Annotated in this window: 14 protein-coding genes; 4 read left to right on the top strand and 10 right to left on the bottom strand. The window is 72.9% G+C overall.

Annotated elements, in window-relative coordinates:
* Positions 1 to 39: 39 nt before the first annotated feature.
* Positions 40 to 606 carry a TetR/AcrR family transcriptional regulator gene (locus AB0O11_RS10065; protein ID WP_363383801.1) on the bottom strand — a complete coding sequence of 189 codons (567 nt, stop codon included), beginning with the start codon at positions 604 to 606 and terminating at the stop codon, positions 40 to 42.
* A gap of 270 nt (positions 607 to 876) precedes the next feature.
* On the opposite strand from AB0O11_RS10065, the gene AB0O11_RS10060 reads away from it, so the two are divergent.
* Together AB0O11_RS10060 and AB0O11_RS10055 are read left to right on the top strand one after the other, a co-directional pair.
* Entirely contained in the window at positions 877 to 1236 is a 360-nt protein-coding gene (locus AB0O11_RS10060) for a hypothetical protein (protein ID WP_363383800.1), read from the top strand.
* 249 nt (positions 1237 to 1485) lie between these two features.
* A complete protein-coding gene (locus AB0O11_RS10055) occupies positions 1486 to 2112 on the top strand; it encodes an NlpC/P60 family protein (protein ID WP_363383798.1) in 627 nt (208 codons plus the stop codon).
* A 44-nt stretch (positions 2113 to 2156) separates the two neighbouring features.
* On the opposite strand, the gene AB0O11_RS10050 is transcribed toward AB0O11_RS10055, so the two are convergent.
* The gene (locus AB0O11_RS10050) at positions 2157 to 2633 is read right to left on the bottom strand and encodes a MarR family winged helix-turn-helix transcriptional regulator (RefSeq protein ID WP_363383796.1); all 477 of its coding nucleotides are present in this window, start codon (positions 2631 to 2633) and stop codon (positions 2157 to 2159) included.
* 87 nt (positions 2634 to 2720) lie between these two features.
* Between AB0O11_RS10050 and AB0O11_RS10045 the strand changes: the two genes are divergently transcribed.
* The gene (locus AB0O11_RS10045) at positions 2721 to 3131 is read left to right on the top strand and encodes a VOC family protein (protein WP_363383794.1); all 411 of its coding nucleotides are present in this window, start codon (positions 2721 to 2723) and stop codon (positions 3129 to 3131) included.
* Between the two features lie 142 nt (positions 3132 to 3273).
* Here the strand turns inward: AB0O11_RS10045 and thrS are convergent, their stop codons facing one another.
* From thrS to AB0O11_RS10020, 5 genes are all read right to left on the bottom strand, one after another.
* Positions 3274 to 4551 carry a threonine--tRNA ligase gene (thrS, locus tag AB0O11_RS10040; RefSeq protein ID WP_363383792.1) on the bottom strand — a complete coding sequence of 426 codons (1278 nt, stop codon included), beginning with the start codon at positions 4549 to 4551 and terminating at the stop codon, positions 3274 to 3276.
* A 209-nt stretch (positions 4552 to 4760) separates the two neighbouring features.
* Entirely contained in the window at positions 4761 to 5528 is a 768-nt protein-coding gene (locus AB0O11_RS10035; RefSeq protein WP_363384002.1) for a leucine-rich repeat domain-containing protein, read from the bottom strand.
* Positions 5529 to 5569: 41 nt separating this feature from the next.
* Complete coding sequence (locus AB0O11_RS10030) at positions 5570 to 6121, bottom strand: GNAT family N-acetyltransferase (RefSeq protein ID WP_363383790.1); 552 nt, start codon at positions 6119 to 6121, stop codon at positions 5570 to 5572.
* Positions 6122 to 6254: 133 nt separating this feature from the next.
* Positions 6255 to 7502: a serine hydrolase domain-containing protein gene (locus AB0O11_RS10025; RefSeq protein WP_363383789.1), complete on the bottom strand. Its 1248-nt coding sequence runs from the start codon at positions 7500 to 7502 to the stop codon at positions 6255 to 6257.
* Between the two features lie 199 nt (positions 7503 to 7701).
* A complete protein-coding gene (locus AB0O11_RS10020) occupies positions 7702 to 8190 on the bottom strand; it encodes a carboxymuconolactone decarboxylase family protein (RefSeq protein WP_363383787.1) in 489 nt (162 codons plus the stop codon).
* Between the two features lie 95 nt (positions 8191 to 8285).
* Here AB0O11_RS10020 and AB0O11_RS10015 point away from each other — a divergent pair, with 95 nt between their 5' ends.
* The gene (locus AB0O11_RS10015) at positions 8286 to 9245 is read left to right on the top strand and encodes a pirin family protein (protein WP_363383785.1); all 960 of its coding nucleotides are present in this window, start codon (positions 8286 to 8288) and stop codon (positions 9243 to 9245) included.
* Positions 9246 to 9663: 418 nt separating this feature from the next.
* Here the strand turns inward: AB0O11_RS10015 and AB0O11_RS10010 are convergent, their stop codons facing one another.
* The 3 genes from AB0O11_RS10010 to AB0O11_RS10000 form a co-directional block, all read right to left on the bottom strand.
* Positions 9664 to 10383: a YcnI family protein gene (locus AB0O11_RS10010; RefSeq protein WP_363383783.1), complete on the bottom strand. Its 720-nt coding sequence runs from the start codon at positions 10381 to 10383 to the stop codon at positions 9664 to 9666.
* A 151-nt stretch (positions 10384 to 10534) separates the two neighbouring features.
* Positions 10535 to 11239, bottom strand: a complete 705-nt coding sequence (locus AB0O11_RS10005; protein ID WP_363383781.1) for a hypothetical protein — start codon at positions 11237 to 11239, stop codon at positions 10535 to 10537.
* Positions 11240 to 11793: 554 nt separating this feature from the next.
* The gene (locus AB0O11_RS10000) at positions 11794 to 11958 is read right to left on the bottom strand and encodes a hypothetical protein (protein ID WP_363383779.1); all 165 of its coding nucleotides are present in this window, start codon (positions 11956 to 11958) and stop codon (positions 11794 to 11796) included.
* Between the last annotated feature and the right edge of the window lie 162 nt (positions 11959 to 12120).

The raw sequence follows: 12120 nt of genomic DNA, 5'->3' as shown, positions 1-12120 counted from the left end.
CCCCGCCACGGGTGGGTGGCGCTGGCCGGCCGTGGCCGATCAGTAGTGCGTGATGCCGGCCGCGAGGGTCCGCGTCCACGGCGCGTCGACCTGGTCCGCCGCCATCGAGACCAGCAGGTGGCAGAGCATGCCGGTGGCGAAGAAGCCCTGGATCTGGGGCTCCGCCGCGCCCGAGGCCCCGCGCACGTACTCGACCAGGCGGGCATACCCCTGCCGGACCGCCTCCCGGACGGCCGGCTCGGAGACCGCCGCCGCCTGGGCGTGCAGCTGGACCAGCATGAGGTCATTGTCGGTGATCAGCTTGGCGTAGGCGTCCCCCATGGACTGGAGAACCGCCTCCGCGGTACTCTCCTTCGCTTCCGCCGCACCGCGCTCCAGACTCCCCCGGACCCGTACGAAGCAGTGCTCCACCACTGCCACGAACAGGGCTTCCTTGCTCGGGAAGAGCCGGTACACGTACGCCTGCGAGATGCCGGCGGCCTTCGCCACCTCCGTGGTGGTGGTGCCGAAGTACCCCCGCGCGGCGAACGTCCCGATCGCGGTGCGCAGCACCGTCTCGCGACGCTCCTCGGCGGTGGACAGCTGCCGGGGTCGTTCCTTCTGCATGTGAGTACTCAACCACTCACACTTCGCCGCCGTCAACGCCCAACCCCGACCCGCGCCGGAATCCCGGATGACTTCCCGCGTCGAGGCGCCGCCGCCCCGCCTGCCCGACCGCCCGCCCGCCTGCCCACCTGCCCGACCGACGCACGACGCACCACGTCGAACCGGGTGTCACCCATACGAGCGCACTGTGCCGCCGTTCGGAGTCAAACCGCTTCGTCTGCGGCAGAAAACCCTCCACGAACGTTCCGCGCCCACACAAGGAGACCCACTATGCGACTGGCCTTGCCCCTCCGCGCAGTTCTCGCTGCCGCTGCACTGGTCGGCGGGACGGTGGTGGCCGCCGCGACGCCGGCCACCGCGGCGACGTGTCCGCACAGCGACTCGCCCAAGATCGACGGTGCGGAGGCCACGTGGACCCTGAAGTGCAAGAAGGTCGAGGGAGTCGAGTCGCTGTACGTCGACGGGTGGGTGGAGGACACCCGGGCCGACGGCATGTGCGCGACGGTCACGATCACGCCCGACGGCGGGCGCTACCCGGAGGAGGTGCAGGCCTGCGGCTCCGGGACGCGCGAGCAGATCCACAAGTTCTACACCGGCAGGACCGCCACGGTGAAGCTCAGCGTGCGCTGATGACCGGTTGACCGGCGGGGGCGGGCCTCCTCCGCCGGTCCCGGCCGAACGTTCGCGCCCATCGCCGGCCCCTCCGGAACGACCGTCAAACCCTCTACCGGCGAAATCCCTTCCGTTTCACGGCCCGTACGTCCGCGATTCACCGTTGCGGGTGATGGCGGACCGGGCCGCCGGGGCGGAATCCTGATGCCTGCGCCCGGACCACACCCCCCGAGCGCCCAACCACCTCCAGCACCGGAAGGCACCACCATGGAGCCCCAACCGTCCGGCCGCGACCAGGCCGCCGGAGTCCGTCGGCGCCGCATGCTCGGCCTCGCACTCGGGGCAGGCCTCGTCCCGGCGCTCGGCCCGGCCGCCCAGGCGGCGTCCGGCACCTCGCGCGGGACGGCCCCGTCGCTGCCGGCCGAGGCGCTGGGCCGCCGGGTCGCCGCCGTGGCCGCGAGCCAGCTCGGTGTGCCGTACGCCTGGGGCGGCGGCGACCGGCTGGGCGCGAGCCTCGGCTTCTGCGACGAGCAGAACGGCTGGCTGGACGGCGTGTGCCGGGGCGAGAAGACGGTCGGCTTCGACTGCAGCGGCCTGTCGCTCTACTGCTGGTACCGGGCCAGCGACGGCACCGTCGAGCTCGGGCACTACACCGTCGCGCAGTTCAACCTCAGCGCTCCGGTGGAGCGCGACGCGCTCGCCCCGGGCGACCTGCTGTTCTTCTCCCGCCCCGACGCCCCGCTGCACCACGTCGGGATCCATGTCGGCGAGGGCGCGATGATCCACGCCGAGCGGACGGGCACCCTGGTCGCCAGGGTCGAGAACGTGCTCGACGTCCCGCGCTGGGCAGACGAGTTCGCCGGTGCCCGCCGCCCGGGGCAATCCGCCGGCTGACCTGCCGGCCGGGTTTCCACCGGCCTCCCCACCGGGCCGGCCGGTCACAGGCCGCCGCGCCACTCCCCCATCCCGTGGTGCACCCGCAGCAGCAGCCCCTGCAACGCCTGCCGCTCCCCCGCGTCCAGCGGCGCGAGCACCTCGTCCTGCACCGCCCGCGCCTGCGCGTCCAGTTCGGCGAGCAGCGCAAGTCCGGCGTCGGTGACCGAGACGGAGACCCGCCGCCGGTCGGCCTGGTCCCTCGCGCGCTCGACGTACCCGGCGGCGGCGAGCTGGTCGGCGACCTTGGCGAGGTCGCTCGGATCGATGGCCAGCCGCCGCACCAGGTCCCGCTGAGCCTGTGGGCCGAAGTCGGCGAGCGCGGCCAGCACCGCCATGTCCCAGAGCCGCAGGCCGCGTTCGGCCAGCCGCTCGGCAAGTCGGCCGCGCGCCGCCTTGCCGACCCGGGAGAGCAGGTAGGTGCTGAGGTCCAACAGGGTCGGGGGGAGGTCGGCGGCGGGGTGCGGGTTCTCGGAGGCCATGGCGGCATTCTAGGGTCTCTCCCTATAGTGGGTGCAGACCCATCAATTGGAATCGCTCCCTCACCACCCCCTACCAGGAGTTCGCCCGTGGACGCCCTGTACCCCCGCCTGCTCGTCACCCGCTTCGCCGAGTGCTTCGGCTTCTACCGTGCAGTCCTCCCGCCGCTCACCGGCGCCACCCTGGTCAAGGGCGCACCCGAAGGCCCGTACGCCAACTGGGACCTCGCCGACCAGGCCCTCCTGGTGCTCTTCGACCGCTCCGCGATGGCCGCCGCCCTCGGCACCGCCGAGCTGCCCACCCACCCTGCCGCCCCCGCACAGGACGCCGCGATGCTGGTCCTCCGGGTGGACGACGTGGACGCCGCCCTCGACCTCTGCCTGCGCCACGGCGGCACCCCGGCCACGCCGGCGACCGACCGCCCGGAATGGGGCCCCACCCTGCGCACTGCCCATCTGCGCGACCCGGACGGCCACGTGATCGAGCTCCAGTCCTACTGAGCGGCCCGCGCCGCACCGGACACCGGGACCTCCGCCCCGTGCGGCGCGGGCCGTCGCCAGAACGCCCCGGCCGGATCCACTCCATCGGCGACGAGGTGCGGTCCGCCGGCCCGGACGCTCCGAAGTCGCCCCGCTCCCGGGTTCAGTGCCCGGCGCCGTCCGCCCACAGCTCCGCGTCGCACGCCGCCACCAGGGCACCGATCCGCGCCCACGCCTCCTCGGCCGGCAGCGGCTCCAGCCGGCGGCCGTCCCGCAGCCTCAGCGCGACCCGGTCGTCCACGGCCTCCTTGGCCCCGATCACCCCTTGGTACGGCACCAGCCGGGCCTCACGGATCCGGGCACCGAGGCTGCCGTGCTCGGGACCGGCGACCTCGGCGCGCAGTCCGAGGTCCAGGCAGCGCTGCCGGAACCGTTCGGCCTGCGGCAGTTCGGCCTCGGAGACGGGCAGCAGCACCATCTGGACGGGCGCGAGCCAGGCCGGGAACGCACCCCCGTACAGCTCGATCAGGTGCGCGACCACGCGCTCGACGCTGCCGATCACGCTGCGATGCACCATCACCGGGCGGTGCTTGGCGCCGTCCGCGCCGACGTAGTGCAGGTTGAACCGCTCGGGCTGGTGGAAGTCGATCTGCACGGTGGAGAGGGTGAACTCGCGCCCGGCGCCGTCGGCGATCTGCACGTCGATCTTCGGCCCGTAGAACGCGGCCTCGCCCTCCGCCGCCTCGAACGGCACCGCGGAGCGCTCCATCACTTCGGTGAGCAGTGCGACGGCGCGCTCCCAGAGCGCCGGGTCCGCCACGTACTTGCCGCCCGCGCCGGGCAGCGAGAGGCGGTAGCGGACGGGCACGACGCCCAGCGCCCGGTGCGCCTCGCGGATCAACTCCAGTGCTGCGACCGCCTCGTCGGCCGCCTGCTCCGGGGTGCAGAAGACATGGGCATCGTTCAGCTGGATCGCCCTGACCCTGGTCAGCCCGCCCAGTACCCCGGACAGCTCGGAGCGGTACATGCCGCCCAACTCGGCCATGCGCAGAGGAAGTTCCCGGAAGCTGTGGGCCCGGGAGCGGTAGATCAGCGCGTGGTGCGGACAGAGACTGGGGCGCAGCACCATCTCCTCGGAACCCAGTTCCATGGGCGGGAACATGTCCTCGCGGTAGTGCGCCCAGTGGCCGGAGATCTCGTACAGCTCGCGCTTGCCGAGCACCGGGGAGTAGACGTGGCGGTAGCCGGCCCGGCGCTCACGACCGCGGATGAACTCCTCCAGGGAGTGCCGGATCGCGGCGCCGTCGGGGAGCCAGTACGGCAGGCCGGAACCCATCAGCGGGTCGGTGTCGAACAGGTCGAGTTCGCGGCCGAGCTTGCGGTGGTCGCGCGCCGCGTGGCCATGGGCGAGGTGAGCGTGCGAGGGCTGGTTGTCGTGCACGGGGATGGTCTCCACTCGGTCTGCGGGCGAGTGGGTCCGGGAACGGCGAAGCCCCGGGGCACTCGCCCCGGGGCTTCGGACTAGGTCAGCAGTCAGCGCGCCGGGACTCTCTCCGGCGTCGTCGTGGCGAGTGCAGCGCGCTTCATGCGTTCCACGGTAGCAGCTCCGCGCTGCCGGTGTTGGTCTTTCCCGGATCGGAGTCCGGCGGCTCAGAAGAGCGTCACGCACCCGCGCGCGGCCAGCGCCGTCAGCAGCCGGGCCGACGGCCGCACCGCGTTCCACCGCAGGTCCAGCTTCTCCAGCGCGGGAAGCACCGCCGGATCGGCCAGCCAGTCGGGCAGTTCGGTGATCCGGTTGCCGCGCAGGTCGAGGCGGCGCAGCTGCGGAAGCCCGGCGAGCACGGCGGGCAGTTCGGTGAGGGCGTTCTCCCGGAGTTCCAGCTCGCGCAGCTCGGCGAGCCGGCCGACGGAGCCCGGAAGGCCGGTCAACTCGTTTCCACGCAGCCACAGTTCGCGCAGAGCGCCGAGTTCGCCGATCGAATCCGGCAGGGCGGTGAGCCGGTTGTGCTGCGCGCGCAGCTCGATCAGCGAGGCCAATCCACCGATGGTGGAGGGGAGTTCGGTGAGACGGTTCTCGCCGACGTTGAGGTAGCGCAGCACGGTGAGCCGCCCGAGCGCCTCGGGCAGGACGGTCAGCGCGTTGTCGTGCAGGTAGAGGAAGTCCCCGAGCCCGGTGAGGTCGCAGAGCTCGACGGGCAGTGCGGTGAGCCGGTTGTGCCCGAGGTCGAGGGTCCGCAGTCTGGTCAACCGCCCGATATCTGGCTGGAGTTCACGGATATCGGTCTCGGCGAGGATGAGCACGGTCAGCTCGGTACGGTCCCACACCTCCGGCGGCACCTCGCCGAGCGGCCGGCGCCACAGGTTGAGCGTCACATCCGTCGCGCCCGTCACGTCCGTCACATCCGTCACGTCCGTCATGCCTGCCACATCCGTCATGCCCGTCACGTCCGTCACATCCGTCATGCCGGCGCCCCCTGGGCCCGACCGATGCGGAACTCCGCCAGCTGCCGACCGTACCAGCGGTCGGTCAGCCCGGCACTGGTCATCCCGAGGCGCCGGCAGACCGCCGCCGACCGGATGTTGTCCGGGGCCAGCACGGCGCGGATCTCGGTCAGACCGTCGGCGAAGCCCTTGGCCAGAGCGGCTCGGGCGGCCTCGGTGGCGATGCCGTGGCCCCAGCTGTCGGGGTGGAGGTGCCAGCCGACCTCGATCTCGCCGTTCCCGTCCGGCAGCGGCACCAGCAGGACGGAGCCGGCAACCGTACCGGTGTCGCGCCGCTCGACCGCCCAGACACCGTAGCGCGGGTCGGCGGAGCGCTGCCGGCAGCGCTCGATGAAGGCCACGGCCTCCTCGGGCCCGGCCATGACGCGCGGGGTCCGGCCGAGCCATCGGACGACCTCCCAGCGGGAGTAGATGTCGAAGGCGCGCTCCCGGTCCGCCGTGGTCCACTGACGCACCACCAGCCGTTCGGTGGTCAGCACCGTCTCCGAGCCCTGTTCCGTTCCCGCCATGGCGCGTACCCCTCTCCGATGATGTGTGGATCACCGTACGCACCCGGGCCACCGGGCGGAACTCCGCAGCCGGGCGGACCGCCGGAACCCGGGTGCGAGGTCCCGGCGGTGGAGCGGCCGAACAGCGGCTGGGTCAGCCGAGCTTCGGCACCACGCCGGCCGGGGCCTGCGCGCCGCCCGCCCCCTGCCCGCTGCCGCAGAAGGCCTGCTCCAGGAAACCGGCCTCCGCCCGCATCTGCGCGGTGAACTGCGCCTCGTCGCCGCGCGGGGTGACGGACAGCGACACCTGCCGGTCGCCCGAGCTCCACAGCTGGGTGCTGTACCCGGGCACCGAGCCGTTGTGCCCGTAGACCGGACCGCAGGAGAGCTGCCAGCTGGCCAGCCCGAGCCCGTAGCCCATCGCGGTCGGCACTCCCCCGACCTCGATCGGGGTGGTCGCAGCCATCTCCTTCAGCAGCGCCGGCGGCAGCAGCCGCCCGCCCAGCAGAGCCTTGTCGAAGCGGTTCAGGTCGTCCAGGGTGGAGATCAGCTCGCCGGCGGAGTTCGCCCAGGTGAGGCTCGCCACCGTCACGTCCCGGTCACTGCGGTCCTCCGGGCCGGGGCCCTCGGGCAGCGTCCAGTAGCCGTGCGCGTGCGGGCCCCGGATGCCGGTGGCCGTACCCGGGAAGTACGTGCCGGTGAGGCCGAGCGGGCGCAGGATGCGCGCGGTGACCTCCTGGGCGTAGCCGTGCCCGGTCACCTTCTCGATGATCATGCCGAGCAGGGTGTAGTTGACGTTGGAGTAGCCGAACCCGGTGCCCGGCGGGAAGTTGGGCGCGTGCGCCACCGAGGAGGCCACCACCTGGGCCGGGGTGATGTGCCGGGTCAGGCCGCCCTGGTCCAGCCAGTTCCGGATGACCGCCGGGTCCGTCCAGTCGGGGAAGACCCCGCCCTTCTCGTTGGTGGAGTCCCAGAGTCCGGAGCTGTGGTTGAGCAGCTGACGGACGGTGATGCGGTCGCCGTTCGGGACCAGCCCGGGCAGGTGCCGCGCGATCGGGTCGTCCAGGCCGATCCGCCCCTCCCCGGCCAGTTGGAGCACCGCGGTGGCGATGAACACCTTGGTGACGCTGCCGACCCGGAAGCGCCCGTCCGTGCGGAGCGGTGCGCCGGTGGCCAGGTCGGAGACGCCGGACGCGCCGCGCCAGACCCCCTTCCCGTCCCTGACCTCCGCGATCGCCCCGGCCGCACCGGCATCGGTCAGAGCCCGCAGGACCGCCGCCCGCGGATCGCCGGTGCCCGGCCGCCCGTCGGCGGCCTCGGCCGCACCCGCCGAGACCACCGGCCCGGCCAGCGCCAGACAGACCGCCCCCACCAGCGCGGAAACAAACGTACGACGTGCCATGCGACCCCACCTTCGCCGTCGGCGAGCAGCTCCCCGCCCTCGCTTCCCAGCCTCACCGCATCACTGACGGTCGGTCATCCTCCGCCGGGAGGAACCGGTCGTACACCTGCCAACGGACGGCATCCGCCGGAAGGCGGAGGCCCTCTCGCAGCCGCAACCACCGTGCCGGGGACGGGCGGAGACGCTCCGACAGGCCCGACTACCGGGCCGGCGCCGGGCGGACCGGGTGCTTGCTCAGGATGGACACCCGGTTGAAGGAGTTGATGGTGATCGCCACCCACACCGCCGCGGAGATCTCCTCGTCGCTCAGCACCTCGCACGCCACGGCGTACGCGGCCTCCTGGAGCGCCGCGTCCGCCGGGGCCGTGGTCGCCTCGGCCAGCCCGAGCGCGGCACGCTCCCGGTCGCTGAAGACCTCGGTGTCGCGCCAGGCCGGGAGCACGCCCAGCCGCTGGGTGGTCTCACCCTCGCGGATCGCGGCCCTGGTGTGCACGTGCAGGCAGTAGGCGCAGCCGTTGATCTGCGACACCCGGAGGTTGACCAGCTCGATCAGCCGGCGGTCCAGCCCGGCCCCGGCCGCGGCCTCGCGCGCCGCCTCGGCGGCGGCCAGCAGCGCCCTGTAGGCCTGGGGGCTCTGCTTGTCGATGAACACCCGCCGGTCCGTCGAGACCACCGTCACATCACTCACCTGGACTCCTTAGGCTGATCATGCTGTCGCCCGCCACTCTGCCATGGCATGATAGTTGAATATAGAACTAAACGCACTCCGGGAGGGACCCCACCGTGAGCACCGCCGAGACCGACCTCGTCGAAACGCCCGCCGCCGACCCACGGGTGGAGGTCCTGCCCGCCCGTGATGTGCCGCTCGGCGGCCCGCGCGCGATGACCGTACGCCGCACCCTGCCACAGCGCTCCCGCACCATGATCGGTGCCTGGTGCTTCGTCGACCACTACGGGCCCGACGACGTCGCGAGCACCGGCGGCATGGACGTCGCCCCGCACCCGCACATCGGGCTGCAGACGGTGAGCTGGCTGTTCACCGGCGAGATCGAGCACCGTGACAGCCTCGGCGTGCACGCGTACGTCCGGCCGGGCGAGGTCAACCTGATGACCTCCGGCCGCGGCATCGCCCACTCCGAGGTCTCCACCGCAGCCACCACCGTCCTCCACGGCGTGCAGCTGTGGGTCGCCCTGCCCGAGGAGCACCGGCACACCGGGCGCGACTTCCGCCACCACGTGCCCGGCCCCGTCGCCCTGGACGGCGGCGAGGCGCGGGTCTTCCTCGGCACCCTCGCCGGCGACACCTCCCCCGTCCCCACCTTCACCCCGCTGCTCGGCGCCGAGCTGATCCTGCGCCCGCAGGCCACCGTCACCCTCGACGTCGACCCCGCCTTCGAACACGGTCTGCTGGTCGACAGCGGCGAGGTCCGCCTCCTCGACACCCTGCTGCGCCCCGCCGAACTCGGCTACGTCACCCCCGGCCACAGCACGCTCACCCTCACCAACACCGGCGGGACCGACGCCCGGCTGGTCCTGCTCGGCGGCACGCCCTTCGAGGAGCAGATCGTCATGTGGTGGAACTTCATCGGGCGGTCCCACGAGGACATCGCCCAGGCCCGCGAGGACTGGATGGACTCCGTGAACTCCGACCGCTTCGGCGAGGTCCAGGGCTACCCGGGCGACCGCCTGCCCGCCCCCGAGCTCCCGGGCATCCCGCTGAAGCCGCGCGGACGCACTCGCTGACCTGCGCTTTCGACGGGCGGGGAGCCGGCAGTCCGACTGCCGCGCTCCCCGCCCGCAGCACTCTCGGCACCCTCACGCGAGCTCTCGGCCAAGCCTCGTCGGCACGCACTCCCGTAGCTGACGCATCACGGGGTTCGACCATCCGTAACAGCGTCTGACCGGACCGGTGCTGACCCGATGCTGACTTTTCCGACGCCCCGTCAGCCAACATCGGGTGCCTGGCGCACGCATCGCCGCCGGCACGTTCGAGGACGGCCGGACCGGCACCGCAGGCGCTGGCGGTGCCGGAGCCGGGATGGGTCCCCGCCGGCAGCGTGGCCGCGTTCGCAGGTCGGGACGTCAGGATTTGGACCTGCCCCCCTCGCCCCGGACGGGTGGGCGCCCGGTTCGGCGCCCACCCGCGACGGTCTCAGGACCGTCAGCCGTTACGGCGGCGCAGGCCCAGGACGCCGAGGGCGGTTCCGGCGACGCCGACGAGGATGCCGACGATGCCGAGAGTGCGGGCGGTGGTGTCGGACGAGGACGGCTTGGCGACGGCCGCCGGTGCCGCCTGCGATGCGGCCGCCGGGTGGTCGCCGTCGCCTCCTGCGGCGGCCTTGGTGAGCGTCAAGGTCGGGGCCGGGTGCTGGGGTTCGGGCTGGCCGGCCGTGCTCTCGTCGATCCAGCGGACCACGTTGCCGTCGTCGTAGGTCTGCAGGGCCTTGAAGACCAGCTTGTCGGTGTCGGTGGGCAGCGGGCCGAGGGAGATCCGGAAGTCCTGGAACTGGCCGGGGGCGATCTTCGCCCCACCGCCCGCGGTCCAGGTGATCCTGGAGACGGCCTCGGTGATCTCGTCGCCGTCGTCGGTCTTGAGCGGGGTGGCCAGCTTGGTCTTCTCCACCGTGGCGGTCCAGCCGGGCACCGGCTCGGTGGACACCGAGGCGACGGGGTGGTCGGTCGGCAGGGCGACCTCCAGCTTGGTGGTGGAGGCGGTGTCGCTCTCGTCGGGGACGCGGAGGGCGACGGCGGTGAACCCGCCCTGGGACGCCGTACCGGGCTGGACGGTCACGTGTGCGAACGCGGGGGCGGCCGCGGCCAGCACGGAGGCGGTGGCCAGCAGGGCCGCGGCGGCAGCACGTCGGGAAGTGGTGGAACGCATCAGTGGGGCTCTCCGTCCGGGAGATGGCACGACGCGGACCGGCAGGGCGGAACACCGCCGACCGGGGGCCGTGCGTGGATGGGATGGTGGGCGGTCGGCGCAGGCCAGGTTGGCGGCACGGACCCGAGCGGGCCGTCCGTCGACCGTGCGGCTATGCGCCCACCATCGGTGGCGGCCCCCGCAGGACGAGGCTGTGCCGCAGCACCTCCGACCCGGGGTGCACCTCGTCGGTCCGACGCTCCGGGCCGGTACGGGGTGAGGTCCGTGGGCGGGCGAGCGCGGCCTCGTCGATCAGACTGGCCAAGGCGTCGGAGAACCGTCGGCGCCAGGTGGCGGCGGACTCCGCAAGGGCCCGCGCCAGGTCCATCAGACGCCACAGGAGGACCTCGACGCGGTGCAGCAGCCACCCCGTGGCGAGCGCGGCAGAGGCGTGGGCCACCAGCATCGCCGGTGAGTGCCCTGCCACCCCGGCATGGGCCGCCGTGTGCGCGGCGCCGGTGCCGGTCATGGAAGCCGGGCGGTGGGCGTGTACGTGGCCGGTTGGCATGGCGAGCTGCCTCGTCCGGTCGGGGGACCGCCCGCCGATGTCGGCCTGGAGCAGCAGGTGCAGACCCGCCTGGCCGGCGGAGAAGGCACCGGCGATCCCGGGCAACGACCGCTGCCGCCCTGCCCCGGCGACCCCGGCGAGCGCCATGAGAGACCAACCCAGGAGCAACGGCCACGCCTCCAGCCGGCCGCCCGCCGCCGTGTGGGCGGCCGCAGCCAGAGCGACGCTCACCGAGGCCAGCGCGACCGCCCGCGACACCCGCACATCGGCGGCGGCACGGGAACACTGGACGGGGGGAAGCGCGGCCATGGCTGCCTCATCATGGCAGCCCCGCCTCCGCCGAGGTGCCCCGACCACGAAACCCGCATGTGTCACCACTCATGCGTCGGCCCTTGCCGGAACGTTCCGGCAAAGCAGCACTATTCGCCACGCCGGCGAAGCTGACCCGCCGCCCGCACTTCTGCAACACCGACGACCCGATGGCGGACGGCGCCGCCCGATACCTGAAGGACGCCGAAACGGGGCCCACCACCCGCCTCGCCGCCGAACTCGTCGCCAGGACGCGGAAGAACCGCACATCCCGGCCTTCCCCGGCTACCGCGAGAACCTGTGCTTCCGCCCCGGCGACAGCGGCTTCCCCGTCGTGCCCCACCAGGGCGCGGCCCTCGGGTTCCCCCCTGCCGGGCCGCCCGCGTCGAGAAGGCCGGCTGACCGACCGCAACGCGAAGCCCTCCGCACCACCGGGCCATCGGTGGCGCGGAGGGCGGTTTCGTGTCCGGCGCCTCACCCGGAGCCCTGACGCATTCCCGTTGCCCTGATTTCGCTCAGTTCCCGGACCACCACGGTCGAGGCGCCGATCTCGATCAGGGAGTCATGCCGAGTCCGCCCAGTGCCGCAGCGCGGGCGGAGATCGCGGCCGCCGCGAGCACCACGATGCCGACCACGATCCACACCAGCGTGGTGGATTCCAGCGCGAACCTGCGGCGGAGCAGAGCCCCGCATGGACGGCATCGTTCGAGGCCGTCCATGCGCCGAGTGTCGCAGAGGCCGTTATCAGCCGCCCGTCCGGACGTCCGACCGAAACCACCGACGGCGACGAGCCTGTCGACGAACAGGACGACGACACCAGCCTGTCGTTCCCCGAATGCGGGCTGGACGTACCGGCGGCTGGCGGCGGTGACCACGGCCTT

Source organism: Kitasatospora sp. NPDC093102, assembly GCF_040683915.1.
Classification (GTDB): Bacteria; Actinomycetota; Actinomycetes; order Streptomycetales; family Streptomycetaceae; genus Kitasatospora.
The sequence above is the reverse complement of the archived record's forward strand: the minus strand, read 5'-3'. Positions and strand labels throughout refer to the sequence as shown.

What these genes read in the sequence shown, in the direction of transcription:
- AB0O11_RS10025 (WP_363383789.1), bottom strand. Translation starts at nt 7,502, where the DNA reads ATGGCACGTCGTACGTTTGTTTCCGCGCTGGTGGGGGCGGTCTGTCTG.
- AB0O11_RS10005 (WP_363383781.1), bottom strand. Translation starts at nt 11,239, where the DNA reads ATGGCCGCGCTTCCCCCCGTCCAGTGTTCCCGTGCCGCCGCCGATGTG.
- AB0O11_RS10035 (WP_363384002.1), bottom strand. Translation starts at nt 5,528, where the DNA reads ATGACGGACGTGACGGATGTGACGGACGTGACGGGCGCGACGGATGTG.
- AB0O11_RS10055 (WP_363383798.1), top strand. Translation starts at nt 1,486, where the DNA reads ATGGAGCCCCAACCGTCCGGCCGCGACCAGGCCGCCGGAGTCCGTCGG.
- AB0O11_RS10010 (WP_363383783.1), bottom strand. Translation starts at nt 10,383, where the DNA reads ATGCGTTCCACCACTTCCCGACGTGCTGCCGCCGCGGCCCTGCTGGCC.
- AB0O11_RS10000 (WP_363383779.1), bottom strand. Translation starts at nt 11,958, where the DNA reads ATGGACGGCCTCGAACGATGCCGTCCATGCGGGGCTCTGCTCCGCCGC.
- AB0O11_RS10050 (WP_363383796.1), bottom strand. Translation starts at nt 2,633, where the DNA reads ATGGCCTCCGAGAACCCGCACCCCGCCGCCGACCTCCCCCCGACCCTG.
- AB0O11_RS10030 (WP_363383790.1), bottom strand. Translation starts at nt 6,121, where the DNA reads ATGGCGGGAACGGAACAGGGCTCGGAGACGGTGCTGACCACCGAACGG.
- AB0O11_RS10065 (WP_363383801.1), bottom strand. Translation starts at nt 606, where the DNA reads ATGCAGAAGGAACGACCCCGGCAGCTGTCCACCGCCGAGGAGCGTCGC.
- AB0O11_RS10060 (WP_363383800.1), top strand. Translation starts at nt 877, where the DNA reads ATGCGACTGGCCTTGCCCCTCCGCGCAGTTCTCGCTGCCGCTGCACTG.